This is a genomic window from Microbacterium sp. F51-2R, assembly GCF_052180235.1.
Classification (GTDB): Bacteria; Actinomycetota; Actinomycetes; order Actinomycetales; family Microbacteriaceae; genus Microbacterium.
The window spans coordinates 2,577,098-2,602,171 of sequence record NZ_CP197470.1; the positions used below are offsets into that span (position 1 = coordinate 2,577,098).

Consider the following 25,074-nt stretch of genomic DNA (forward strand, 5'->3'; position numbering starts at 1 on the left):
CATAGTCCGCCCGCGATACCCTGAATCCACCGTCGCCGCAAGGGGCCCTTGCATGGCGCCGGCTCGCTGACGAAGGGAACGGGCGCCGCCCGCACCATGGACCTCAAGAAGATCACCCGCAACCCGCTCTTCTATGTGTTGATGATCGGGTTCCTCCTCATCGTGGGGTTCTCCCTCATCTCGAGTCTGGGCGGAGCGAAGCAGATCTCGACGCAAGAGGGCCTCAAGCTCCTCGACGGCACAACGGTGACCGAGGTGACGAACACCGACGGCGACCAGCGGGTCGACATGACCCTGGCCGAGCCGTACGAGGGTGCGACCGACGTGCAGTTCTACTACGTCACGGCGCGCGCCGAGGAGGTCGTGCAGGCCATCAACGCCGCCGACCCGAAGGACGGCTTCAACGACGCCGTGCCGCGTGCGACGTGGTTCGACGGCTTCATCTCGCTCTTCCTCCCGATCCTCCTGCTGGGCCTGCTCTTCTGGTTCCTCCTCTCCAGCGCCCAGGGCGGCGGCAGCAAGGTCATGCAGTTCGGCAAGTCGCGCGCGAAGCTTGTGACGAAGGAGACCCCGACCGTCACGTTCGGCGACGTCGCCGGCGCCGACGAGGCGATCGAGGAGCTGCAGGAGATCAAGGACTTCCTGAAAGACCCGGCCAAGTTCCAGGCCGTCGGCGCGCGGATCCCGAAGGGCGTGCTGCTGTACGGCCCTCCCGGCACCGGCAAGACGCTCCTCGCCCGCGCCGTCGCGGGTGAGGCGGGCGTGCCGTTCTACTCCATCTCGGGTTCGGACTTCGTCGAGATGTTCGTCGGCGTCGGCGCCTCGCGCGTGCGCGACCTCTTCAACCAGGCCAAGGAGTCCGCTCCCGCCATCATCTTCATCGACGAGATCGACGCCGTCGGCCGTCACCGCGGCGCGGGCCTCGGCGGCGGGCACGACGAGCGCGAGCAGACGCTCAACCAGATGCTCGTCGAGATGGACGGCTTCGACCCCAAGGCGAACGTCATCGTCATCGCGGCCACCAACCGTCCCGACATCCTCGACCCCGCCCTCCTGCGTCCGGGTCGCTTCGACCGCCAGATCGGCGTCGACGCCCCCGACCTCAAGGGCCGCCAGAAGATCCTCGAGGTGCACGGCCGGGGCAAGCCCCTCGCCGACGGCGTCGACCTCGAGGTCGTCGCGCGCAAGACGCCGGGCTTCACCGGCGCCGACCTCGCGAACGTCCTCAACGAGGCTGCGCTGCTGACGGCGCGCTCGAACGCGCAGCTCATCGACAACCGCGCCCTCGACGAGGCCATCGACCGCGTGCTGGCCGGCCCGCAGCGGCGCACGCGCGTCATGAAAGACAAGGAGAAGCTCATCACGGCGTACCACGAGGGCGGACACGCGCTCGCGGCGGCGGCGATGAACCACACCGACCCCGTCACGAAGGTGACGATCCTCCCGCGCGGCCGTGCCCTCGGCTACACGATGGTGCTGCCGCTGGATGACAAGTACTCCATCACGCGCAACGAGCTGCAGGACCAGCTCGCCTACGCCATGGGCGGCCGCGTCGCGGAGGAGATCGTCTTCCACGACCCGACGACCGGCGCCTCGAACGACATCGAGAAGGCGACGGGCATCGCACGCAAGATGGTGACCGAATACGGCATGACGACCGACGTCGGCCCGGTCAAGCTCGGTCAGGCCTCGGGCGAGATGTTCCTCGGACGCGACATGGGTCACGGCCGCGACTTCTCCGAGCGCATCGCCGAGCGCGTCGACCAGCAGGTGCGCGGTCTCATCGAGCAGGCGCACAACGAGGCGTACCAGGTCATCAACGACAACCGCGACGTGCTCGACCGGCTCGCGCTCGCGCTCCTCGAGCAGGAGACCCTCGACCACCTCGAGCTCGCCGAGATATTCAAGGACATCAAGAAGCTCCCGCCGCGCCCGCAGTGGCTCTCGAGCTCCGACCGCCCCGTCTCGCAGTTGCCGCCCGTCGAGGTGCCCCGCCGCCCCGAGCCGGCAGGCGTCGCCGCTTCGGTCGAGACGCAGACAGGCGCCGAGAAGGCTCCGCGTCGCCGTCCGAGCGGACAGGCGCGCCCCGCGACCGCCTAGGCTCGGCCTATGGCCGTCGATCGGGAGCGCGTCGCCGCGCTCGTCCACGAGATACTCGAGGCGATCGGGGAGGACCCCGACCGCCCGGGCCTGAAGGCGACCCCGCAACGGGTCGCTGATGCCTACGCGGAGTTCTTCGCGGGAGTGGGGGAGGATGCCTCGGCCCCCCTCCAGCACACGATCTCGATCTCGCACGGGCCTGCCCCCGAGACGTCGGCGTCCGGCGCCGTGATGCTCCGCGACATCCACTTCCGTTCCGTGTGCGAGCACCACCTGCTCCTGTTCCGCGGCAAGGCTCACATCGCCTACCTCCCCGGCGACAAGGTCGTCGGGCTCGGCGCGCTGCCCAAGGTCGTCGACGTCCTCGCCGCGAGGCCGCAGGTGCAGGAGCGGCTCGGCGAGCAGATCGCCGACACCATCGCCGAAGCCCTCGACACGAGGGGCGTCCTCGTCGTGCTCGAGGCGACCCACGGCTGCGTCACGATGCGCGGCGAACGCCAGCGCGAGGCATCCACCGTCACGATCGCCGCCCGTGGGGAGCTCGCCGAGCCCGCGGCCCGCGCGGAGCTCATCGCGCTCATCGGCGCCGGCCGGGACTGAGGTCTGCCCGCCATGACCTGCCTCGTGATGGGGATCGTCAATGTCACGCCCGACTCGTTCAGCGACGGCGGACTCTTCCTCGCTGCGGACGCGGCGATCGCGCACGGCCTCGCGCTGCGCGCGCACGGCGCCGCGATCCTCGACGTCGGCGGCGAGTCGACGCGACCCGGGGCCGACCGGGTCGACCCCGAGCTCGAGCAGGAGCGGGTCCTCCCCGTCGTCACGGCGCTCGCCGAGGCCGGGGCCACCGTGAGCATCGACACGATGAACGCATCGACGGCGCTCGCCGCCGTCGCCGCCGGGGCGCGCATCGTCAACGACGTCTCGGGCGGGCTCTCCGACCCCGAGATGCTCAGCGCCGTCGCCGGCACGGGCGCCGACATCGTGCTGCAACACTGGCGCGGGTACTCGTCGGACATGTACGCCGGGGCGGTGTACGACGACATCGTCACCGAGGTCGTCGTCGAGCTCTCCTCGCGCGTCGAGGCCGCCGCAGCCGCCGGCATCGCGCCCTCGCGGGTCGTCGTCGACCCCGGCATCGGGTTCGGCAAGAAGGGCGCGCAGAACTGGGCCGTGCTGCACGGGCTCTCGCGGATCGTCGGCATGGGCCCGCGCGTACTGCTCGGCACGAGCCGCAAGCGCTTCCTGGCCGAGACGCTCGAGCCGGACGGGGACGAGGCATCCGTCGACCGTCGCGACCTCGCCACTGCGGTGACGAGCGTCCTGGCGGCGCGCACCGGCGTCTGGGGCGTGCGGGTGCACGACGTCGCCGCGACCGTCGATGCACTGAAGGTCGCCGACGCCTGGGAGAGTGGAGCGCGATGGACTTCCTAGACGAGATCACGATCACCGGCATCCGCGCCTTCGGCCACCACGGCGTCTACGCCGAGGAGAAGCGCGACGGCCAGGAGTTCGTCGTCGACGTGACGCTGCATCTGCCGCTGCGCACCGCCGCCGAGACCGACGACGTCGCCGACACCGTCCACTACGGCGAGCTGGCCGAGGCGATCGCCGCGATCGTCTCGGGCGAGCCGGTCGACCTGCTCGAGACCCTCGCGAGCCGCATCGCCGACGCGATCCTCGCGAACGAGCTCGTGCAGATCGCGAAGGTCACGGTCCACAAGCCGTCGGCGCCCATCGCGGTGCCCTTCGGCGATGTCGCCGTGACGGTGCACCGCGGAAGGGTCGGCCGATGAACCGCCGCCTCGCGCAGGGCTTCCAGGGCGACATGGCCTCCACCACTGGCCGGCCTGTGCGCGCCGTCGTCGCGCTGGGCGCGAACCTCGGCGACCGCGTCCGGACGCTGCGTCAGGCCGTCGCGGCGATGCAGGCGCTCCCCCTCACCGACGACGTGCGCGCCGCGGAGGTCATCGAGTCGGTCGCGGTGAAGCCCGACGGGCCGGATGCCGAGGCCCCCGCTTACCTCAACACCGTCGCGATCGTCACGACGAGGCTCGCCCCCTCGGTGCTCCTGTCGTACCTCCACGCGATCGAGGCGAGCAACGGCCGGGAACGCCGCGAGCACTGGGGCGACCGCACGCTCGACCTCGATCTCATCGCGTACGGCGACGTCGTCAGCGACGACCCCCACCTCCTCCTGCCGCACCCGCGCGCGGCGGAGCGCGACTTCGTACTCGCCCCGTGGCTCGCCCTCGACCCCGACGCCGAGCTTCCCGGCCGTGGCCGTGTCTCCGACCTCCTCGCCCGACTGCGGGAGACCTCGTGAGACGCACCGGACCGGCGGCACTCGTCCTCTCGGTCGCGATCGGCTTCGCGGTCGGCTTCGTCGTCGACCAGCTCCTGACGGCGACCGGGCGACCCACCTTCATCCCGGGCGCGACGCTGCCGATCCTCCTCGTGGTGCTGGGCGTGATCGTGGTGCTCCTGGCGCTGCCGATCCGTCGTGCGACCCGCGGGCCGAACGGTGCGCCGGTCAACCCTTTCCGGGCCGTGCGCATCGCGATGCTAGCGAAGGCCTCGAGCATCGTCGGCGCCGTGTTCGCCGGCTTCGGCGGGGGCCTCACGGCCTTCCTGCTCACCCGCCCGGTCACCCCCTCGGTAGGCTCCTGGGGAGCCGTGATCGCGACGATCGTCAGCGGAGCACTGCTCGTGGCCGCGGGCCTGATCGCCGAACACCTCTGCACCATCCGGAAGGACGACGATGACGAACAACCCGGCGACCCCGGTCCCGGAATCGACGCCCACTCGCACTGATCCGTCCGTGCCCACGGCTTCGTCGACGGATGCCGCGCCCCTGCCGGTGCGGCAGGCTCCGGCATCCCTCGACCACGGCACCTACACGCGCCTCGTCGAGCCGCGCTCGGCGAACCGGCTGGAGCTCGCCCAGGGCGCCTGGCACCAGATCTCGCGCAAGTACCTGTGGGTTCAGCTCATCTCGTCCGGGACGGTGCTCCTCGTCGTCGCGGTCGCCGTGACCGTGCTGACGGTCTTCCTGCACCAGATGTGGGCGCTCATCCCCGGCGGCATCATCGCCGTCATCCTCGTCTGGACGATGGCGATCCTTCCGCGCCAGCTGCGGGCGATCGGCTATCAGCTGCGCGACGACGACCTCGTCTTCCGCCGCGGCATCCTGTGGCAGCGCATGGTGGCCGTGCCCTACGGCCGCATGCAGCTCGTCGACATCACGCACGGGCCGCTCGACCGCGGGTTCGGCATCGCGCAGCTCAAGTTCGTGACGGCCGCCGCGACGACCGGTGTCACGATCCCGGGGCTGGAGCAGACGACCGCCGAGACGCTGCGCGACCACCTGATCGCGGTCGCCGAGAGCCGCCGGACCGGCCTGTGACCGACAGTCCCCTGCACGCTCCGGTGACGGATGCCTCGCACCCCGCGCCGCCGCAGACCCTCGTCCGCTCCCCGCTCAGCGACGGCGAGTGGCATCGGCTGCACCCCCTGACGCCGCTGCTGCGAGGTGGGCTGTTCCTCGTCGTCGTCATCGGCATCATCATCGCGAACCTGCGGGATCGCCTGGTCTACCTCTTCCTCCCGATGTTCGCGCCGGACATCCCGGCCGATGAACTCGAGGAGTGGGAGGGGGCCGGCGACCCGATCGACTTCATCGTCGCGAACAACCTCTATCTCGCGGCGGGGGTCGCGGTGCTGGTCGTACTCATCGCGCTCGTGGTGATCTTCTACCTGTCGTGGCGGTTCCACACGTTCCGCATCACGGGAGACGACGTCGAGGTGCGAAGCGGCATCCTCTTCCGCACGCAGCGCCGGGCGCCGTTGGACCGCGTGCAGGGCGTGAACCTGACGCGCCCGATGCTCGCGCGCCTGCTCGGCATGGCGAAGCTCGAGGTGGTCGGCGCGGGCACCGACGGCAACGTCAAGCTCGAGTACCTGTCGACCACGAATGCCGAGGCCGTCCGCGCCGACATCCTCCGGCTCGCATCGGGTCGTCGGCTGGCCGACGCGGGGGCGCGGGCCGACGGCGCCTCCCGCTCCCGCGCGGGCGCTCTCAGCGAGACCGTCTCGCGGGGGATCACGGGGCTGATCGAGGGCGATGAGGCACCCGTCGAGGTTCCGGAGTCGGTCGTCGGCATCCCGGTCCTCCGGCTCATCGTGTCGCACGTCATCAGTCCCTCGACGGTCTTCCTCGTGCTCGGCATCGCCGCGATCGCGACCGGCGCCGCCCTCGGCTCTCCGTGGGTGCTCTTCGCGATGGTCCCGGCGGTCATCGGCTTCGTGGCGTACTGGATCCGCTCCGTCATCCGATCCCTCCGCTATTCGATCGCGCCGACGCCCGACGGCGTGCGGATCACGTTCGGGCTCCTCACGACGATCACCGAGATCGTCCCGCCCGGACGCGTGCACGCCGTCGAGATCACGCAGTCGATCCTGTGGCGCGCGTTCGGCTGGTGGACCATCCGCATCAACCGCCTCACCGGGCGCAGCGCGAGCGACAACTCCACCGACCAGTTCACGACCGTCCTGCCGGTGGGCACGATCGCCGACGTCGAGCGGGTGCTGCGCCTTCTCCTACCGGCCGTACCCGGCGAGGAGTGGTCGCTCATCGTCCGGCAGGGCATGCTCGGCCCCGAACCGGACGACACCTTCACCAACACCCCGCGCCGCGCCTGGTTCCTGCGCCCGCTGTCGTGGCGTCGCAACGGCTTCCGCCTGACCCCCGACGCGCTCCTCCTCCGCCGCGGCGTGGTGTGGCGCAAGCTCGCCGTCGTCCCCCTGGCCCGCATGCAGAGCATCGCGCTGCATCAGGGCCCGATCGACCGCCTCACCGGCGTCGTCAGCGCGCGCGCCCACACCGTGGCAGGCCCGGTCTACTCGTATGTGGGTGCGGTCGATCGAGACGCCGGGCTGGCTCTGTTCGCGGATGCCGCGGCCGGCGCCGTGCACGCGTCATCCGTGGACCGCTCCCACCGGTGGGCGGAGGAGCCGGCATGAACCGCGCCGGACGCCTCGGCGTCGGGATCATCGGCGCGGGAAGGGTCGGCCCCGTCATGGGCGCCGCGCTCGCCGGTGCCGGTCACGCGCTCACCGGCATCACGGCGGGCGCCGACGACGAGCGCGTCGAGGCGATCCTCCCGGGCCTCCCCGTGGTCGACGCGCTCGAGGTCGTGCGGCGGAGCGAACTCGTGATCATCGCCGTCCCGCACGACGAGCTGCCGGGGCTCGTCGCGGGCCTGGCAGAGGTCGGCGCCTGGCAGCCTGGCCAGCTCGTGCTCCACACCGACGCTGCCTACGGCACGGCCGTGCTCGCGCCGGCCGCCGCCCGCGGCGCCATTCCGCTCGCCGTCCACCCGGCGATCGCGTTCACCGGCACGTCGATGGACCTTCGCCAGCTCTCCCACGCCTACGCCGCCGTGACCGCGCCTCCTGCGGTTCTGCCGATCGCGCAGGCGATCGCCGTGGAGCTCGGCTGCGAGCCCATCGTCATCGCCGAGGATGACCGCGCCGCGTACGCCGAGGGGATCGCGATCGCGACCGAGTTCTCGCGGTCGATCGTCGAGCAGGCCGCCTCGCTGCTGCGCGGGGCAGGCGTGCCGCACCCCGGCTCCTACCTCTCGGCGCTCGTCCACTCGACCGTCGATCAGGCGCTCGGCGCGGCCGGGTCCGCCGGCGCCGGGCCGGTGGCGGGATTGTTCGAGGTCGACCACGACGACGACGACACCTCGGACGCCGGCGAGGACTACGAGTAGGTCTCGCCGACGGGTCGGTCGCGATGTGCGGCTGAGCCCCCGACGGCGGCGGGACGGGGATCCGGCCGCACGCCGATGAGCAGGACGACGTACATCAGGCCCCAGGCCACCCATCGCAGCCATGACCCGGGAACGCCGGGTTCGAACACGAACACGAGGATCGTCACGACGAAGAGCGGCCCGAACCGCAGGGGCTCACGCACCGATGCCAGTGCGAGGAGCAGCGCGATGGGGGCGATCCAGACCCAGTGGTGGTCCCACGAGACGGGTGATACCAGCAGGATCACGACGGCGTTCACCATGAGGGCGGTCGCGACATCCCCGGTCGAGAGCTGGCGTCGCATCGCGAGGATGCCGAGGCCGATGGCGATGACGACCAGTACGGTCCAGGCGAGCATCTCCGTCGCCCCCGCGGGGAGTCGGTCTGCGAGGCCCGCGAACGAGTGGTTCGCCACGGCCTCGAAGACGCGCACCCTCTCGGACGCGCTGCCGAGCGTCGTCCAGTAGGCGACGCTGTCGTCCCACGCGATGATCGCGCCTACGACCGTGAGCCCCACGGCGACGGCCGCCATCCACACGGCGGTGCGCCAGTCGCGACGGAGGAGAGGAAGCAGGATGAAGCCCGCAGGCGTCAGCTTGATCGCCGCCGCGATCCCGACCAGTGCACCTCTCGGCCACCGCGGCCGCTGCGAGAGCAGGTCGAGGACGACGAGCAGCATGAGGAGGATGCCGATCTGTCCCAGGTTGAGGGTGATCCAGACGGGGATGAGGGCGGTCGAGAGGCCGAGCCCCACCAGACCGATCCAGACCGAGGACGACCGGTCCCGACCGGTGGCGCGGACGACGACCGTGAGAACGATCGCCAGAGCCGCGCAGCTCAACAGGGTCCACAGCGTCCCCGCGACCTCGAGGTCGACCCACGTGAGCGGAACGAACAGAACGGCGGCGATCGGCGGGTAGGTGAAGGGCATCTCGCGGCCGCCGCCCACCGGCAGCGGAGCGTCGTAGAGCGAGTGGCCGGCGAGGAATGCTTCCGCGCCGGCGCGGAAGACCCGCAGGTCGAGGTGGAAGACGGAGGGCAGCGCATGCGTCCAGAGCGAAGCGACGAGCGCGTACAGCGCCCACGCGACCACGAACACGATGACTCCGTGACGCTCGATGAGGGTCACGGCTCTCGACAGCACTGTCTTCATCCTCAGCCCACTCCCGCTCGAACACTATCGGTGCGACGCCGGTGACGCGCTCCCCGTGCGACCGACGCCCGAACGCCAATACGCTCGTATCCGACACGCGAGGAGAGCCGTGACGACCCAGACGCGCACGACACGACGGACGGTGCTGTTCGCGACGGCGGGTCTCGCCCTCGCCTCGCTCGTGCTGAGCCTCGTCGCGGCGGCGAGCCTCGTACCCGGGCTCCCGTACGACGAGCCGGCGCACTGGTCGAACGTGCAGTACCTCCTGCGCGCGTCATCGCTGCCGGTGCTGGGCGACCCCGGCGTCGGGTACGAGGCGCAGCAGACGCCGGGGTTCTACGCCATGGCGGCGATCATCGCGGGTCTGGCCGGCGAACCGGCCTTCGTCGCGGTGCGGATGCTGAGCGCTCTCGGTCAGGGGATCCTCGTGGCCGTCACGGCGCTGATCCTCTGGCCAGTGACGCGCAGGAACGTCCTCGCGACGATCGCCGGAGCGGCGTTCATCGCGCTCAACCCCATGCTCATCGTCATGTCGGGCTCGGTGCAGAACGACACGTGGGCGCTCGTGTGGGGTTTCGCCGCCCTCGCGCTCGCGGTGCGATCGACCAGGATGCCTCGGTGGCTCCACGCCGCACTGGTCGGCGTGCTCGTCGCGCTCGCGGTGCTGACGAAGCTCAGCATGGCGCCCCTCCTCCTCGGCCTCGTGTTCGCCTGGCTTCTGCGCCGGCGTGTGCTCGAGCTGCTCGTCGCCGTCGCCACGGTCGCCGTGCTCACCGGCTGGTGGTTCGTGCGCAACCTCGTGCTCTACGGCGACCTCACCGGACAATCCGCCGTCGCCCTCACGGGAGCCGAGTTCCAGAACGAGCCTCTCGGTCCGCTCGCGCTCGCCCGCACCGTTCTGACATACCTCACCGTGCCGACGGAGTATCTGCGCAACACGATCCAGGCGCCGGTGTGGGTCGATGCCGCGGCCGCCGCCGTCGGGCTCGTCCTCGTCGTCGGCATCGTGGCGATCTGCCTCCGGTGGCGTCGTGCCTACGCGGCCTGGCCGTTGACGGCGGTCGCGGCGGTCGCGGTGGTGAGCGTCGTCGCATGGCTCGTGCAGGTGCAGTTCGGCTGGCCGGTCGCCTTCCGGACGGCCTATGCGGCGCTCCCGTTCTTCGCGCTCGCCGCGGGCGCCGCCGTGACGCTCCCGCGCGCCAGGTGGGCCGGGTGGACGGTGCTCGGAGTCACGAGCGCGCTGCAGCTCGCGGTCCTGGCGTGGACCGCTGTCACGGTATCGAGCCTCGCGTTGACGAGCCTCCTCTGAGGGTCGGTCATCGGCCGAAGGCGGCCGCCGTGCCGCCGATAGACTGGACGGCGATGTCCGAGGAGCCTTCAGCATGACCGATACGACCGTCCCCGTCGACGACACGCAGAGCGAAGAGGACGTCTTCGAGCAGAAGGCCGTGCGCTTGGCCAAGCGCGAGCGTCTGATCGCCGAGCGAACGGATGCCTCGGGTGGGGCGTACCCCGTCGCCGTCCCCGTCACCGACACGATCCCCGCGCTGCGGGAACGCTACGGCGATCTCGAGGCGGGCGCTGAGACCGGCGTCACCGCCGCCGTCGCAGGGCGCGTCGTCTTCAGCCGCAACACCGGCAAGCTCTGCTTCGCGACGCTCCAGTCCGGCGACGGCAGCCGCATCCAGGCGATGGTCTCGCTGGCCTCTGCCGGCGAGGAGTCGCTGCAGGAGTGGAAGGAGCTCGTCGACCTCGGTGACCACGTCTTCGTGAGCGGCGAAGTCATCTCGAGCCGCCGCGGCGAGCTGTCGATCATGGTGTCGGAGTGGGCGATCGCGTCCAAGGCCATCCTGCCGCTGCCGAACATGTACTCCGAGCTGAGCGAGGAGAGCCGCGTCCGCAGCCGCTTCCTCGACCTCATCGTGCGCGATCGCGCACGCGAGACCGTGATCGCGCGCGCGAAGACGAACGCGAGCCTGCGCGAGACCTTCACCGGCCACGGCTTCGTCGAGGTCGAGACGCCGATGCTCCAGGTGCAGCACGGCGGAGCGAGCGCGCGGCCCTTCATCACGAAGTCGAATGCGTTCGACACCGATCTGTACCTGCGCATCGCCCCCGAGCTCTTCCTCAAGCGCGCCGTCGTCGGCGGGCTCGAGCGCGTGTTCGAGATCAACCGCAACTTCCGCAACGAGGGCGCCGACTCCACGCACAGCCCCGAGTTCGCGATGCTCGAGGCCTACCAGGCCTACTCCGACTACAACGGCATCGCCGACCTCACGCAGGAGCTCATCCAGAACGCGGCGCTCGCCGTGGCCGGCACGACGACGGTGACCTGGGCCGACGGCACGGTGTACCACCTCGGCGGCGACTGGGACCGGATCTCGATGTACGACTCGCTGTCCGAGGCATCCGGTCGTCGCATCACTCCCGACACCTCGCTCGACGAGCTCGTCGCGTTCGCCGGCGAGCAGGAGGTCGAGGTGCCTCCGCACGCGACCCACGGCAAGCTCGTCGAAGAGCTCTGGGAGCACTTCGTCAAGCCCGGGCTGACGAGCCCCACGTTCGTCATGGACTTCCCCGTCGACACGAGCCCGCTCGTGCGCGAGCACCGCTCGATCCCGGGCGTCGTGGAGAAGTGGGACCTCTACGTCCGCGGCTTCGAACTCGCGACGGGATATTCCGAGCTCATCGACCCGGTCATCCAGCGGGAGCGGTTCGAGGAGCAGGCCAAGCTCGCCGCCCGTGGCGACCTGGAAGCGATGCGCATCGACAACGAGTTCCTCCGCGCGATGGAGCACGGCATGCCGCCGATGGGCGGCATGGGCATGGGGATCGACCGACTGCTGATGGCCCTCACAGGTCTCGGCATCCGCGAGACGATCCTCTTCCCCCTCGTCAAGTAGCGGCAGCCGCGCTCCGCTGCTCATTTCCGCCGGAACGCCCAGTCGGGCAGGTGCCCGGCGTGCACGAACGACCGCACGATCTCGGCGAGCCCGTACTCGGGCTCGATCTCGCACGCCTGAACGGCATATCGCTCCGCGTGGGTCGAACGCCCGAGGGCCCACGAGAGCCACGCGCTCGTGGCGAGAGGCCCGGCCCGCAGTGCCTCGGGGGCGACGGCAGCCGCGCGCCGCGCGAGCGCCAGAGCGCGTTCCAGCCGCGTCGGGTCGGGACGCTCCCCCTCGCCCCACATGTGCATCGCGAGGTGCGCCGGATACTCCTCGCCCGCTTCCCAGCGCAGCTGGGCGTCGAGGGCTTCGTCACCGGCATCGAGCCCGCCGCACCACTCGACGAGCGCGATATCGCGGAGCGCAGGACGCGCGAGACACCACACCAGCGCCGCGAGGTCGTACGGCGACAGGTCGGACTCGTCCCAGGCGAGCGACTGCTCGAAGAGGGTCGGAAGATCATCGAGCGCGCACACCGCCGAGAGGGCGAGTGGGTCCACGCGCAGCCCCGCCGCGACGGCTGCCCCGGGATCGGCGCCGCACAACAGGTCCACCGCGTCGGCGAGGTTGCGAAGGGCGGTGTCGACGGCTTCGCATTCGGCGGGATCGGATGCTTCGAGCTCGGCGCCCGAGAACTGGTCGCCGTCGCTGATCCCGAGGTGCTCCGCACCGGCCGGCTCGTCGTCGAGGTCGGCGAGGGGTCGGCCTTCCGGCGGCAGATCGCGGTCGAGGAACGATCCCCAGCCGTCCGCGCCGACGCACAGCGAGTCGACGACGCGCAGGCCGCACTCGTCGGCGCGGTACGCGAGCGCCGTCGCGAGGGCGGTGCGCGGCATCCGTTCTCGGACCGATTCGTCGGTGTAGACGACGGCGGTGAACGCGTCGGCGTCCGGGAGCCGGCAGACCATGCCGACGAACGTCGCCGCGAGGGCGTCGAGGTCGGTATCGGCATCGTCCTCCTCGGGGAGGTCCAGCCGCATGGCGCCGAGACTGCGCGATCCCGAGAACGGGATGAGGACGAGGCTGCGGGTCGGCCGGAAACCGAGCATCCGCGGCACGAGGGCGAGGAACTGAGCCGCGCTGGCGGCTTTCACGATGGTCGTCATAGTGTCCGAGCGTCGCGGCAGGAGCGCGTCCGGAAACCGCAGTGCACAGCCCACGGGGCGCGGGGTCGTCGATGCCTCCCCTGTGGAGGACGCGGTGCCCCCCGCGGGCGGCCCGACCGCTTGCCCCCTGGCCGTCAGGCGACGCGGGTATCCTTGAGGGGTGGAGAACTACTGGGTCGCCGTCTTCTGGTCGATCATTCCGACCATCGTCGTCAGCGGCCTGTTCTTCTTCGTGCTCCGCAGCATCCTCCGGGCCGACCGCACCGAGCGCCGCGTGTACGAGCGCATCGAGGCCGAGCAGCGCGCGAAGCGCGGCATCCCGGCGCGCAGCGGCGCGACCGACTCCCACCGCTGAGGTCGTCGCCGGGCGTTACGCTGAGCACACTGCCGGTCGTCGGCGGGCGATGAGGGGGCTTTCGCTGTGATCACCGTCACGTTCGACGCGTCGTGGTGGCTCATCCTCGTCTTCGTCTTCGACCTCACCGTGCGCGTGCTGGCGATCATCTTCGTCCCGCGCAACCGGCGCCCCACGGCAGCGATGGCGTGGCTCCTCGCGATCTACTTCATCCCGCTCTTCGGCGTCCTGCTCTTCCTCCTCATCGGCAACCCGCGGCTTCCGCGCAAGCGCCGGCGCAAGCAGGAGCGCATCAACGAGTACATCCACGACACCAGCGCGCATCTCGATTTCGGCACCTACCGTCCGAACGCTCCCGAGTGGTTCACCTCGATGGTGACGCTCAACCGCAATCTCGGTGCGATGCCACTGGCCGGTGACAACGGCGCTCACCTGATCTCCGACTACCAGGTGAGTCTCGACACGATGGCCGACTCCATCCGCGAGGCCCAGCGCTATGTGCATGTGGAGTTCTACATCCTCCAGGCGGATGCCTCGACCGACAACTTCTTCCGCGCGCTCGAAGAGGTCTCGGCGCGGGGTGTGACGGTGCGCGTGCTGCTGGACCACTGGGCCAACCGCGGCAAGCCGTTCTACAAGCAGACCCTCCGGAGGCTGGATGCGATGGGGGCGCAGTGGCACCTCATGCTCCCGGTCCAGCCCTTCAAGGGGAAGTATCAGCGCCCCGACCTGCGCAATCACCGCAAGCTCCTCGTCGTGGACGGCAAGGTCGCGTTCATGGGCTCGCAGAACGTCACCGATTCGACCTACAACCTGCGTAAGAACATCAAGCGCGGACTGCACTGGGTCGACCTCATGGTGCGCGTCGAGGGGCCGGTCGTGGCATCCATCAATGCCGTCTTCCTGTCGGACTGGTATAGCGAGACCGACGAGGTGCTCACCGACGAGATCGATCTGTTCGCCGTCACCTCCGGCCCCGGCGACCTCGACTGCCAGATCATCCCGTCGGGCCCCGGGTTCGAGTTCGAGAACAACCTCCGCCTCTTCCTCGGCCTCATGTACTACGCGCAGCGCAAGGTCATCGTGGTGAGCCCGTACTTCGTGCCCGACGAGGCGCTCCTGAACGCCATCACGACGGCATGCCATCGGGGCCTGCAAGTGGAGCTCTTCGTCTCGGAGGAGGGCGACCAGGCGGTCGTCTATCACGCGCAGCGCAGCTACTACGAGGTGCTGCTGCGTGCGGGCGTCAGGATCTGGATGTACCGCAAGCCGTTCATCCTCCACTCGAAGTCCATGACGATCGACGACGAAGTGGCCATCATCGGGTCGAGCAACATGGACATGCGCTCGTTCGGTCTCAACATGGAGATCTCGATGCTCGTGCGGGGCGAGGAGTTCATCCGCGAGATGCGGCAGGCGGAGCAGCATTACCGTGACCTCAGCCGCGAGCTCACGCTCGAGGAGTGGGAGAAGCAGCCCCTCCGCTCGACCGTGCTCGACAACCTCGCGCGTCTCACGTCGGCCCTCCAGTAGCCTGCGGGCCCCGCGGCGGAGCCGATTAGGCTGACCAGGTGAGCGAAGAGGCAGGGGCGGTGGCGGCCGTCGCCGTGCCCCTCGACGTCCGGATCACCCTCGCGCGCTCGGCCATCCAGGTCATCGCCGACGACAGCGGCTGCGACCTCCTGCACATCAAGGGCGCGGCGGTCGACCGGTCGCTGCGCGCGGTCATCGCGTCGGGGACGGATGTCGATGCCCTCGTGCGGCCCGAGCACGTCGCCCGTCTCGACCTGGCGCTGCGCGCTCACGGCTGGCGCGTGTACAGCACCTTCCTTCACGGGTCGCCGTTCGGGCACGCTCAGACGTACTGGCACCCCACGTGGGGGTACTTCGATCTGCATCGGTTCTTCCCCGGCGTGCGTATCCCGGCCGCCGACGCGTTCGCGATGATGTGGGCGGAAAGTCACGGCCTCGCCCTCCCCGGAGCCACGGGCCGTGTTCCGGCGCTGGAGATGCAGGCGACTCTTCTCGTGCTCAATGCGGCGCGCAATCAGATGCGCGACAGCGATCCCGTCGCACGCTGGGTCGACGACGCGGGCCTCGAGCGGGCCGGGGTGCAGAAGTGCGTCGATCGCCTCCGTGCCCACGTCGCGTTCGCTGCGGCGGCGGGAGAGCTCGAGCACTTCCGTGGCGCGCCGGACTATGCGCTGTGGAAGGTCGTCTCGCAGGGCGGATCGCGGACGGCCGAGTGGTGGGCCCGGATCCGTGCGGCCGACTCGCTGCGCGAGGCTCTTCTGATCGCCGCCCGCGCTCCGCTCGTCAACGCCGAGCAGCTCGAGCACGACCTCGGACGCCGGCCGACGCCGCGCGAACTCGTCGCCGGAATGATCGACCGGTGGAAGCGCGGAGCGCGCGAGCTTGCGGGGTCGAGATCACCGCGGAGCACGTCGTGACCGCGTTCGCGCCGGCCGACCGCGTCGGAGCGGTCGTGACCCCCGACGCCGTCTACGTCGCGCCCCTCCCCGATGGCCCGATCCTCGTGCTGGAGGGGACGGCCGCCCTGGTCTGGGAGACGGCGCTGGGATCGAGCCGGGAGGCCGTCGCCGAACGCGTCGCCGCCGCGACAGCCATGCCGATCGATGACATCCGCGCCGAGGTCGACGGCTTCCTCGAGCGGCTGGTCGCGCAGGGCCTGCTCGTGGTCGCGCCCGCCGGGCGATACTAGACGGGTCAGAGGGGCGAAGGAGGTGCGCGTGGACGAGACCGCGTGGCGCGCGCGCCTCGCCGAATGGTGGGCCGGCGCGTGGCGCTGGGTGCTCATGGCGGCGGGGGCGGCCGTGGCCGTCTACATCCTGCTCGGCCAGCGCTCGCCGCAGAGCCTGCCGACCGCCCTCGCACTGGCAGGCCTCGTCATCGCGGCGACCCTCACGCCCCGCGTGCCGCTGGCCATCGCCCTCGTCGCGACGCCTGCGCTCTTCGTCATCACGCGGGCGGGGCTCGGCGGCACCGACCTCTCGGTCTCGGATGTCGCGCTCGCGGCCGCCTTCGGCACCGTGATGCTCCTGGGCGACAAGCGGTTCAGCGTGCCGGTGCGCCGGATCCTCTGGCTCAACCTCGCCTACCAGTTCGCGACCCTCATCACGGTGCTCGCGAATCCCTTCGTCGCGAACACGATCGAGTGGTTCCACGCCTGGCTGCTCATCTCCGGCGCCCTCATCGTGGGGTGGGCGCTCGGCCGCGCGGGGCACGCACGTGCGGCGCTCCTTCTCATGCTGGGAGCGGCGTGCGTCATCGCCGTCGGCACGATCATCACGGCGCTCCTGCAGTTCGCGCACGGCGACTTCGGCCCCGTCTACCCGCTGATCCCGTTCGAGATGCAGAAGAACTTCGCGGGAACGGTGATGGGCTTCGCGGCGGTCATCGCGTACGCCAACCCGACGTGGCTGCATCTCACACGAGGGTGGGCGCGCATGAGCTTCTGGCTCCTGTGCATCGCGATCGTCCTGACCCAGTCGCGGCAGGCGGGCGTTGGCCTGATCGTCGCGATCGTGGTCGTCGCGCTCCGCGGCAAGGCCGCCGGCAACACCCACTCGCGGTTCGTCCTTCTGCTGCTCATTCCGGGGTTGTGGCTCATCACGGCGCTCGTCATCGACCAGGTCAGCGAGGACAACCCCTTCAATTCGGCCAATACGCGGATCGCCTGGATACAGGCGATGTACGGGTACTGGAAGGAGTCGCCGTTCTTCGGGCACGGTCTCCGGTACTGGTATCAGGGCGGATGGGCGAACTTCCAGCCGCCGCAGGCGGAGATCGAAGTGCTGGTGTCGACGGGGATCGTCGGGCTCCTCGCGTTCCTGGTGATGTGGGCCGGAATCCTCATCGTGCTCTGGCGCGTCGATCCCGTGTACGGCACGCTCGCGTTCGCGGTCGTGCTCAGCCGCATCGTCCAGGCGCAGTTCGACCTCTTCTGGGTCGCCGGTCAGGTCTCCATCCCCTTCGTGATCGCGGGCGTGTGCCTGGGCATACAGGCGCGGCATGCCGCAGCGCGATCGCCGCAACCGGCTGGAGTCGCCGTCACGGCGTGAGCGAGGCATCCTTCCTCCGTCCACCGGATTCCGCGCTCTCAGTGAGTTGCCCACGTCGGTGCGTATGATCGAACTCATCCGGCGGGCATGGACGCCTACCATTTCCGGAAGCCTGCCGGATCTCGGGTGCCGGGTGGGGGGCATGGATGGAGCTGCGGGACTACACGCGGGGGCTGCGACGCCACTGGCTGGCGATCGTCCTCATGGTGCTCGTGGGCATCGGCGTGTCCTTCCTCTGGGTGAAGCTGCAGACGCCCGTCTATGAGGCCGGCGCGAGCGGCTTCGTGCGCTCGCAGAGCGCCAGCAGCGAGAGCCTCACCGGCGGAATGGACCCCGCCGCGCAGTCGAAGGTCGCCTCCTACCTCGACATCGCGGGCTGGCGCGACGTGGCCGAGTACGTCATCGACGATCTCAAACTCGACACGACGCCCGAGGAGCTCGTGACGCGGGTGAACGTCTCCAACCCCGAAGGCACGGTCATCCTCAAGATCCTGGCCCAGGGGCCGCAGCCCATCGCGGCGCGGCAGCTCGCGGAGTCGTGGATCCGCGGGATGGCGGCCACGATCGACAAGTTCGAAGGCGACGGCACACCGGGTTCGGCGCCCGTGAACATCGTCCCGGGCGACTCGGCGTCGCTCCCCTCCAGTCCGCTCTTCCCCGATCTGCGGACCTCGCTCGTCGTGGGCGCCGTGATCGGTCTCGGCTTCGGCATCGGCTTCGCCCTCATGCGGACCGCCTCCGACCGCCGCGTGCGAACGGCGAAGGACATCGAGGACAAGACAGAGGTCGCCGTCGTCGGCACCATCCCGCTGTCCAAGCAGTCCGACCCCGAAGCTCGCCTCTTCGACCCCGAGACGGGTCGGGGCGGTCCTGGCTTCGCGGTCGCGGAGGCGATGCGGAGCCTCCGTACGAACCTGCAGTTCATGGACGTCGACAATCCCCCGAAGAAGATCGTCGTGACGAGCCCGCTCCCGGGCGACGGCAAGTCGACCATCGCGTGCAATCTCGCTCTCACGCTCGCCGCGAGCGGCTCGTACGTCACCCTGGTGGACGGCGACCTGCGGCGGTCGAAGGTCGCCGACACCATGGGTGTCACCTCCGGGGCCGGCCTCAGCGACGTCCTGGCCGGACGCGCGACGCTCGTCGACGTGCTGCAGCGGTCGCCGCAGTCGCCCAACCTCTACGTGCTCGCGGCGGGAGGTGCACCGCCGAATCCGAGCGAGGTGCTCGGCTCCGCCCGCATGCGTGCCGTCCTCGACGAGCTCGCGGAGTACTCGACGGTCATCATCGACGCGCCGCCCCTCATCCCGGTGACCGACGGCGCGGTGCTGACCCACCAGGCCGACGGGGCCCTGCTCGTCGTGAGCCTCGGCAAGACGACCTACGACCTCATCGAGAAGGCCCTCGATCTCCTGCAGAAGGCGCGCGGCCGCGCGCTCGGCATCGTGCTCAACAAGGCTCCTCTGAAGGGCGTCGACGCCTCGCCGTATTCCTACGAGTACCGGCGGCACTACGGCGCCGCGACGAGCGCGGACGTCTCGGCGCGGACGACCCCGGCAGAAGCCGACATCCCAGGCCCCGTCCCGGCGGACGACGTGTCGTTCCCGCCCGCGTCTGCCGCGGCCCCCGTGAAGGCTGCGGCCCCCGTGGAGGCTGCGACCCTCGAGGCCGAGTCGACCGAATCCGCCCCCGCGCGACCGGGCGGGAGCCGCCCCGCCATGAGCGACGAGGCGCCCGCGCGGGCCGCCACGCCGTCAGGTGCTGAGACGCCGTCGCGCACCGAGGTGCCGACCCCTGGCGCCGAACCGGCCGACGAGGTCGCGACAGACGACTCGCTCGACGCCCTCCAGGTGCTGCTCAGCGACGAAGCGGTCCCCACGCCCGCCGAAGACGAGCCGAGCAGTCCTCGCCGACACCGCGCGCGTCGTGCCTGAGGGGCAGCTGACGCCGAAGGCCCGTGCCGTCGCGTTCTATCTGCCGCAGTTCTTCCCCATCCCCGAGAACGACCGGTGGTGGGGTCCGGGCTTCACGGAGTGGACGAATGCCGCGAAGGCGCGACCGCTCTTCCGGGGACACCTGCAGCCCACGCTTCCCGCCGACCTCGGGTTCTACGACCTGCGCGTGCCCGAGACGAGGCAGGCGCAGAGCGACCTTGCCCGCCAGTACGGCGTCGAGGCCTTCGCGTACTGGCACTACTGGTTCGGCGAAGGCGACCGGATCCTCGAGCGGCCCTTCCTCGAGGTGCTCGAGAGCGGGGCGCCCGAGATCTCGTTCTGCCTCGCGTGGGCCAATCAGTCGTGGACCGGAGTGTGGCACGCGGCGGGCGACAAGGTTCTGAAGCAGCAGCGCTACCCGGGTGCCGAAGACGATCAGCGGCACTTCGACACGATCCTCCCCGCGTTCCGCGACGCGCGGTACCTCCGCGTCGACGGGAAGCCGGTCTTCTACGTCTTCCGCCCCGAAGAGCTGCCGGATGCCGCGGCCTTCGTCGACCGCTGGCAGGCGATGGCGAAGGCGGCGGGGCTCGAGGGTCTCTATCTCGTCGCCGAGGCGAGCGACCTCCTCGGCCGCGGATCGCGCTACACGACCGCCGCACGCGACGGCTTCGACGCGTCGGTGCACATGCGCATCCCGGCCGACGTGAATCCCCGCACGACGCTCCGCATGCGGATGCGGCGCAAGCTCCGCGGCGGTCCTGAGGTGTGGCCGTATTCGGACCACATCATGGATGCCTTCCCCGACGACCCGCACTTGCAGCCCTGCGTGTACCCGAACTGGGACAACACGCCCCGGTCGGGGCGCCGCGGGCTCGCGGTGACGGACGCCTCGCCGGAGCGCTTCCGCCGGAACGTCGCCGATGCCGTCACACTCCTGGCCGACCGCCCGGCCGACGAGCGCCTGCTGTGGGTCAAGTCGTGGAACGAGTGGGCCGAGGGCAACCACCTCGAGCCCGACCTGCGCGACGGCCACGGATGGCTGGAGGCCCTCCGGGAGGGGCTCACGTCATGACGGCGGCCGCGGCATCCGGTCCCCTGCGGATCGCGATGATCTCGTACTACCTGCCGAGCGAGAGCAAGATCGGCGTCGGGTATCAGGTGCACGAACTGGCAAACGAGCTGAGCCGCCGAGGGCACCAGGTCGATGTCTTCAGCCCCTGCGCCCCCGTCGAGGGAGCGCTCTACGGCCACGTTCACCTGCCGCTGACGGGGAGCCTGCGCACCTTCCGCTTCGCCTTCGTCATGCGCCGGCAGGACCTCTCGTCGTACGACGTGCTGCACGCCCACGGCGAGGACTACTGGATGTGGCGCCGCCGCGTGCCGATGCACGTGCGCACGCTGCACGGCTCCTGCTTCGAGGAGGCGATCCACATCCGCGGGCTCGGCGAGAAGCTGCGCATGGTGATGCTCGGCTTCACCGAAGTGCTCGCCTCGCTCGTCGCCGACCGGACCGTGCTCATCTCGCCGCAGACGCGCCGCTGGACGCCGTGGGTGCGCACCGTCATCCCGAACGGAGTGGATGCCGAGCGCTTCGCCCCCGACGGGACGCCACGCTCCGCCGAGCCGACCGTGCTGTTCGTCGGCACATGGCGTCAGCGCAAGCGAGGTGCCGACCTCGCCCGCATCTTCGCCGAGGAGGTCCGGCCGCGCGTGCCCGAAGCGACGCTGCGGATGGTGGCGCAGGACGCGCCGAAGTCCCTGCCGGACGGCGTGGTGGCGCTGGGCCGGTTGAGCGACGACGAGCTCGCGCACGAGTACCGCCGGGCGTGGGCGTTCTGCCTCCCGTCGAGCTACGAAGGCTTCGGCATCCCGTACGCCGAGGCCATGACCGCAGGTGTCCCCGTCGTCGCGACCCCCAACCCGGGGGCGCGCTACGTCACCGACGACGGCCGGTACGGAGTGCTCGCGGAGCTCGACGAGCTGGGCTCGGCCCTCGGCGGCGTGCTGGACGACCCCGCCGAGCGGGAGCGGCTCGGCGCCGCGTCACTCGAGCGGGCGAGGGAGTTCGACCTGCGGCACGTCGCCGACGAGTACGAGCGCCTCTACCGGCGGGCACCCGCATGACCGAGGCAGGACGGAGGCCGCTTCGAGTCGCGGTCGCGCTGACCACCTGCGACTCGGAGGAGTTCTTGCAGCCCATGCTCGACTCGCTGTCATCCCAGACCCGGCCTCCCGACGTCCTCATCGTGGGCGATGACCTGTCCGCCGACGGGACGCTGAAGATGCTCGAGCGGTTCGCCGGGCGCGTCTCATTTCCCGTCGTCGTGGTGCGCCACGGTGAACGGCTGGGCCTTCATCGCAACACCGCGGCGATCCTCGGACGGAGTTGCGACGTCGCGGATGTCGTCGCTCTCGCAGACCACGACGACGTGTGGGCCGCCGACAAGCTCGCCGCGGTCGAAGCCGCCTTCACGCAGGCGACGCCCCCCGCTCTGTGGTTCTCGGACGCCGAGTTGATAGATGAGGTCGGGGCGCCCCTGTCCGTGCGGCTGTTCGACAAGGTTCACTTGAGCGTCGACGACCGCGCAGAGCTCCGGCGAGGGGGCGGTCTGCGGCGCCTGGTCTACGGGCAGACGGTGACGAGTCCCACTATGGCCTTCGCCGCCGACCTGGTTCCCCACTGCCTCCCGTTTCCTGAGGACGTGGTCGCGGGGGACCGGGCCTTCCAGCAGGACGGATGGGTCGCGGTGCTCGCTCGGGTGCGGGGGGATGTCGCGATCGATGAGCGTCCCCTGATCGCTTACCGGCAGCACGGGCGCCAGATGTCACATCAGGAACGCCTCGAATCATCGTCACGCGCCGCCGGATCCCGGCGAGAGGACCTCGAGCGCGAGCAGCGTCGCGCCCGCCTCGTGGCGGACCGGGTGCGACGCGATGACGGTGCCTGGCATCCCGATCGACGTGACGAGATACTCGCCCTCGATCGGTTCCTCTCCGCCCGCATCCAGCGCGGAGGGATCCTTGCTCGAGTGCTGGCAATCGGCCGCGAAGTGGGCGCCGGTTCCTACCACCGGTTCGCTCGAGGTGCCCGGACTGTCCTGTATGACCTGGTCTACGCCTTCCGCTCGTGAGGCCGACCGCCAGCGCGACGCGACGTCGGGGTGCACCGTAGAGTCCGTGCCCCCTAGTCGATCGTGGCGAGGGGCGGCACGGCGGTCACCTCACGAGAACTCCCCCTCGGGGTTCCAGGTCTTCCAGTGCGTCGGGTCGTCGATGACGACACGGTCGATCGACGCGCCCGGATCATCGGTCGTGACGCCGTCGCCGCTCAGAGACCGGCGCCACAGGGTCTCGCGCTCCGCCGGCGGGATCGACGCCCACAGTCGCCAATGCGTCGCGATCGAGGCATCCTTCCCCGCCGCCTCCAGCGCGGCGACCCCGTGGTCGACCTTGCGGCTGTACTGCTCCAGCGAACGGTAGGAGTAGTGGAGCATGTGGAGGCCCCGCACGGGGAGTTCGACGGCGTCGCGGAGGGCGTGGTTTCCCTCGCCGACCCACACCCATCGCCGCGCACGGAAGCAGACCCGCAGCCACGCGCTCGCGTGCCGTTCGACCTGCACCGACTGGCGGCGGGTGAAGTCGATGGCGCCGTCTTCGACGGTCGGGAAGACATTGCGGAAGTCGCACCAGGCGGATGCCACGTCGAGGTGCCGCAGGAAGTCGCCGACCGACTCGCCCTCGGCGAACCAGAACTCGTCGGCATCGAACGGGACGATCCAGTCGGCGCCCGCCCGCCAGGCGAGATGCGCCAGATACGAGACCTTGCCGCCCTGGTGGAAGCCGACCTGCCGGTCGACTCCGACGTGCACGCGCGGATCGGCGGCGGCGAGCTCGTCGAGCAGGGCGCGTGTGCGATCGGTCGACATGTTGTCGACGACGATGATGCCGTCCAGACCCTGATCCAGCATGTGCCGGATCGTGTGCTCGACGATGTCCTCCTCGTTGCGGGCGAGGCACACGCCCCACACCGCTCCCGCCTGTCGGCGCGCACGCGGCAGGTTCGGCACCGAGATCGAAGCGTTGATCCGGCGCTGGCCGCGCCCCCAGCGTTCCCGTTGCAGGTTCGCGAGAAGCCGCGCGCGGTTCACGCGGGCGACGACGGATGCCGGAAGGCTGTCGCGAACTCGTCGGCGAAGTGTGCTCATCGCGGCTTCCGGTGTCTCAGGCGGCCGACCGTGCCCTTCCCCCACCGCGCCAGCCACCGGCCGCGATTGCCGGGCGGCGCGCTCCCGAGGAGCAGCGAGAGCTGGTCGGCGGTCGACAGGCCGGTGCGGGGGAGCTCCCGCAGCAGATGCTCGAGATTCGGTCCGAGGTGTCGGTCGGCGGGGAAGATGCCACCCAGTCGGACGCTCATCATGGCCGAGAGCATGGGCCCCGCCATGGGCGACACGGTGGAGGTGGAGCTCGGGTGAACGCGGTAGAGCAGGTCGGCGGTGTCGATGCGGTGGATCGGGCCTGCGATGCGCGCCACGTTGAGGTTGAGCAGGTGATCGTCGAGGGCCCGGGCGTGCGGGGCGAACCCTCCCGCCGACAGGGCGGTCTCGCGGTCGTAGAGCACCGCCGTGGTCAGCATCGCGGCGCCCTCGAGGAGTCGCTCGACCCCGATCTCCTCCGGATTGCCGGCGCGCTTCGAAGGGGAGTCGACGAGTGCGTTCTCTTCGCCCTCGATGACCCAGTCGCGCGGCCAGAGGTGCCGTCCGTCTCCGACATCGCGGAGGGCCTGGCGGTCGGCTTCGAGCGCGAACGGATGCTCCGTCGACGCGACGGCCCGGATGCCGTGGGTCGTCGCGTAGCGAACCAGGTCACGCACGCGGTCGCGCCGCCACAGGTCGTCCTGATCGACGAAGCCCACCCACCGGCCCCGTGCGTGGGCCAAGCCGCGGTTGCGGGCGACGGCGACCCCGAGGTTCTGCTGCACGAGGACGTCGGTCGGGATGCCGGTGCGCCGGACGACGTCGAGTGTGTCGTCGCGGGAGCCGTCGTCGACCACGACGATCTCCAGATCGACGTAGGACTGGCTCGCAAGGCTGCGCAGGGTGGCCTCGACGAAGCGAGAGCCGTTGTAGGTGGGGACGACGACCGTGACGAGGTCGCCGGAGCGCGAAGCGGAATCGGTCGGCATGAGGTCAGACGAACCGCTTGGCGTAGCCGAGGCGGTAGGTCAGGTCGCGGGAGCGATCGCGGATGTAGCGCGCGGGGTTGCCGCCGACGAGCGTGAACGGTGCGACATCCTTCGTCACGACCGATCCTGCCGCTACGACCGCGCCCTCACCGATCGTGACGCCGGGAAGCACGATGGAGTGGCTCGAGACCCATGCGCGGTCGCCGATCACGACGGGCGCCCCGACCTCGGCGAAGTCCGCGGCGTCGACATCGTGCTGGCGTGTGTAGATGGTGACGTGGCTGCCGAAGTTGACACTGTCGCCGATCGTGAGGCCGCTCCGGCCGTCGAGGAAGGCCGAGTCGCCGATCGTGCAGTACCGGCCGATGCGGATCCGCTCCGGCGCGTAGAACTC

General features: G+C 70.3%; 24 protein-coding genes and 1 pseudogene. 20 read left to right on the forward strand and 5 right to left on the reverse strand.

Annotated features, from left to right (window positions below; translation table 11 throughout):
• The first annotated feature begins 96 nt into the window (after positions 1 to 96).
• From ftsH to ACSBPH_RS11570, 9 genes are read left to right on the forward strand one after another with little or no spacing between them, the layout of a single operon-like run.
• Positions 97 to 2,100 (forward strand): ATP-dependent zinc metalloprotease FtsH, encoded by a 2,004-nt coding sequence (ftsH, locus tag ACSBPH_RS11530; protein ID WP_442577298.1) that lies wholly within the window; start codon positions 97 to 99, stop codon positions 2,098 to 2,100.
• 9 nt (positions 2,101 to 2,109) lie between these two features.
• Positions 2,110 to 2,700, forward strand: a complete 591-nt coding sequence (gene folE, locus ACSBPH_RS11535) for a GTP cyclohydrolase I FolE (protein WP_442574474.1) — start codon at positions 2,110 to 2,112, stop codon at positions 2,698 to 2,700.
• A 12-nt stretch (positions 2,701 to 2,712) separates the two neighbouring features.
• Positions 2,713 to 3,534, forward strand: coding sequence for a dihydropteroate synthase (gene folP / locus ACSBPH_RS11540; RefSeq protein WP_442574475.1), 822 nt, complete (start codon positions 2,713 to 2,715; stop codon positions 3,532 to 3,534).
• Positions 3,522 to 3,896: a dihydroneopterin aldolase gene (gene folB / locus ACSBPH_RS11545; protein ID WP_442574476.1), complete on the forward strand. Its 375-nt coding sequence runs from the start codon at positions 3,522 to 3,524 to the stop codon at positions 3,894 to 3,896. The genes folP and folB overlap by 13 nt, the downstream gene beginning before the upstream one ends.
• Positions 3,893 to 4,426, forward strand: a complete 534-nt coding sequence (gene folK / locus ACSBPH_RS11550) for a 2-amino-4-hydroxy-6-hydroxymethyldihydropteridine diphosphokinase (protein WP_442574477.1) — start codon at positions 3,893 to 3,895, stop codon at positions 4,424 to 4,426. Before folB ends, folK begins: the two co-directional genes overlap by 4 nt.
• The gene (locus ACSBPH_RS11555) at positions 4,423 to 4,914 is read left to right on the forward strand and encodes a DUF3180 domain-containing protein (protein WP_442574478.1); all 492 of its coding nucleotides are present in this window, start codon (positions 4,423 to 4,425) and stop codon (positions 4,912 to 4,914) included. The genes folK and ACSBPH_RS11555 overlap by 4 nt, the downstream gene beginning before the upstream one ends.
• On the forward strand, positions 4,862 to 5,506 hold the full coding sequence (locus ACSBPH_RS11560; RefSeq protein ID WP_442574479.1) for a PH domain-containing protein: 645 nt from the start codon (positions 4,862 to 4,864) through the stop codon (positions 5,504 to 5,506). Before ACSBPH_RS11555 ends, ACSBPH_RS11560 begins: the two co-directional genes overlap by 53 nt.
• Complete coding sequence (locus ACSBPH_RS11565) at positions 5,503 to 7,122, forward strand: PH domain-containing protein (protein WP_442574480.1); 1,620 nt, start codon at positions 5,503 to 5,505, stop codon at positions 7,120 to 7,122. Before ACSBPH_RS11560 ends, ACSBPH_RS11565 begins: the two co-directional genes overlap by 4 nt.
• Complete coding sequence (locus ACSBPH_RS11570) at positions 7,119 to 7,877, forward strand: DUF2520 domain-containing protein (protein ID WP_442574481.1); 759 nt, start codon at positions 7,119 to 7,121, stop codon at positions 7,875 to 7,877. Before ACSBPH_RS11565 ends, ACSBPH_RS11570 begins: the two co-directional genes overlap by 4 nt.
• Here ACSBPH_RS11570 and ACSBPH_RS11575 read toward each other — a convergent pair.
• Entirely contained in the window at positions 7,868 to 9,061 is a 1,194-nt protein-coding gene (locus tag ACSBPH_RS11575) for a glycosyltransferase 87 family protein (RefSeq protein ID WP_442574482.1), read from the reverse strand. The two genes, ACSBPH_RS11570 and ACSBPH_RS11575, sit on opposite strands and share 10 nt — an antisense overlap.
• A 118-nt stretch (positions 9,062 to 9,179) precedes the next feature.
• Between ACSBPH_RS11575 and ACSBPH_RS11580 the strand changes: the two genes are divergently transcribed.
• Positions 9,180 to 10,379: a hypothetical protein gene (locus tag ACSBPH_RS11580; protein ID WP_442574483.1), complete on the forward strand. Its 1,200-nt coding sequence runs from the start codon at positions 9,180 to 9,182 to the stop codon at positions 10,377 to 10,379.
• Positions 10,380 to 10,452: 73 nt separating this feature from the next.
• Entirely contained in the window at positions 10,453 to 11,973 is a 1,521-nt protein-coding gene (gene lysS / locus ACSBPH_RS11585) for a lysine--tRNA ligase (RefSeq protein ID WP_442574484.1), read from the forward strand.
• Positions 11,974 to 11,993: 20 nt separating this feature from the next.
• Here lysS and ACSBPH_RS11590 read toward each other — a convergent pair whose 3' ends face one another.
• Positions 11,994 to 13,124 carry a DUF4192 family protein gene (locus tag ACSBPH_RS11590; protein ID WP_442574485.1) on the reverse strand — a complete coding sequence of 377 codons (1,131 nt, stop codon included), beginning with the start codon at positions 13,122 to 13,124 and terminating at the stop codon, positions 11,994 to 11,996.
• Positions 13,125 to 13,284: 160 nt separating this feature from the next.
• On the opposite strand from ACSBPH_RS11590, the gene ACSBPH_RS11595 reads away from it, so the two are divergent.
• The 9 genes from ACSBPH_RS11595 to ACSBPH_RS11635 all read left to right on the forward strand — a co-directional run bounded on the left by ACSBPH_RS11595 (position 13,285) and on the right by ACSBPH_RS11635 (position 22,629).
• Complete coding sequence (locus ACSBPH_RS11595; protein WP_442574486.1) at positions 13,285 to 13,479, forward strand: hypothetical protein; 195 nt, start codon at positions 13,285 to 13,287, stop codon at positions 13,477 to 13,479.
• Positions 13,480 to 13,545: 66 nt separating this feature from the next.
• Positions 13,546 to 15,012: a cardiolipin synthase gene (gene cls, locus ACSBPH_RS11600; RefSeq protein ID WP_442574487.1), complete on the forward strand. Its 1,467-nt coding sequence runs from the start codon at positions 13,546 to 13,548 to the stop codon at positions 15,010 to 15,012.
• A 38-nt stretch (positions 15,013 to 15,050) separates the two neighbouring features.
• The gene (locus ACSBPH_RS11605) at positions 15,051 to 15,929 is read left to right on the forward strand and encodes a nucleotidyltransferase family protein (protein ID WP_442574488.1); all 879 of its coding nucleotides are present in this window, start codon (positions 15,051 to 15,053) and stop codon (positions 15,927 to 15,929) included.
• Positions 15,926 to 16,201 carry a PqqD family peptide modification chaperone gene (locus ACSBPH_RS11610; protein WP_442574489.1) on the forward strand — a complete coding sequence of 92 codons (276 nt, stop codon included), beginning with the start codon at positions 15,926 to 15,928 and terminating at the stop codon, positions 16,199 to 16,201. Before ACSBPH_RS11605 ends, ACSBPH_RS11610 begins: the two co-directional genes overlap by 4 nt.
• A gap of 28 nt (positions 16,202 to 16,229) precedes the next feature.
• Positions 16,230 to 17,561, forward strand: coding sequence for an O-antigen ligase family protein (locus tag ACSBPH_RS11615; protein ID WP_442574490.1), 1,332 nt, complete (start codon positions 16,230 to 16,232; stop codon positions 17,559 to 17,561).
• A gap of 146 nt (positions 17,562 to 17,707) precedes the next feature.
• On the forward strand, positions 17,708 to 19,495 hold the full coding sequence (locus ACSBPH_RS11620) for a polysaccharide biosynthesis tyrosine autokinase (RefSeq protein WP_442574491.1): 1,788 nt from the start codon (positions 17,708 to 17,710) through the stop codon (positions 19,493 to 19,495).
• Positions 19,488 to 20,570 carry a glycosyltransferase WbsX family protein gene (locus ACSBPH_RS11625; protein WP_442574492.1) on the forward strand — a complete coding sequence of 361 codons (1,083 nt, stop codon included), beginning with the start codon at positions 19,488 to 19,490 and terminating at the stop codon, positions 20,568 to 20,570. The genes ACSBPH_RS11620 and ACSBPH_RS11625 overlap by 8 nt, the downstream gene beginning before the upstream one ends.
• Complete coding sequence (locus ACSBPH_RS11630) at positions 20,567 to 21,622, forward strand: glycosyltransferase family 4 protein (protein ID WP_442574493.1); 1,056 nt, start codon at positions 20,567 to 20,569, stop codon at positions 21,620 to 21,622. Before ACSBPH_RS11625 ends, ACSBPH_RS11630 begins: the two co-directional genes overlap by 4 nt.
• Positions 21,623 to 21,696: 74 nt before the next feature.
• Positions 21,697 to 22,629 (forward strand): glycosyltransferase, encoded by a 933-nt coding sequence (locus tag ACSBPH_RS11635; RefSeq protein ID WP_442574494.1) that lies wholly within the window; start codon positions 21,697 to 21,699, stop codon positions 22,627 to 22,629.
• 90 nt (positions 22,630 to 22,719) lie between these two features.
• Here ACSBPH_RS11635 and ACSBPH_RS11640 read toward each other — a convergent pair whose 3' ends face one another.
• From ACSBPH_RS11640 to ACSBPH_RS11650, 3 genes and pseudogenes are all read right to left on the reverse strand, one after another.
• Positions 22,720 to 23,703: a glycosyltransferase family 2 protein gene (locus tag ACSBPH_RS11640; RefSeq protein ID WP_442574495.1), complete on the reverse strand. Its 984-nt coding sequence runs from the start codon at positions 23,701 to 23,703 to the stop codon at positions 22,720 to 22,722.
• On the reverse strand, positions 23,700 to 24,680 hold the full coding sequence (locus tag ACSBPH_RS11645; RefSeq protein ID WP_442574496.1) for a glycosyltransferase family 2 protein: 981 nt from the start codon (positions 24,678 to 24,680) through the stop codon (positions 23,700 to 23,702). Before ACSBPH_RS11645 ends, ACSBPH_RS11640 begins: the two co-directional genes overlap by 4 nt.
• 52 nt (positions 24,681 to 24,732) lie before the next feature.
• Positions 24,733 to 24,849: pseudogene (locus ACSBPH_RS11650) on the reverse strand (acetyltransferase); the annotation flags it as partial.
• Positions 24,850 to 25,074 lie beyond the last annotated feature (225 nt).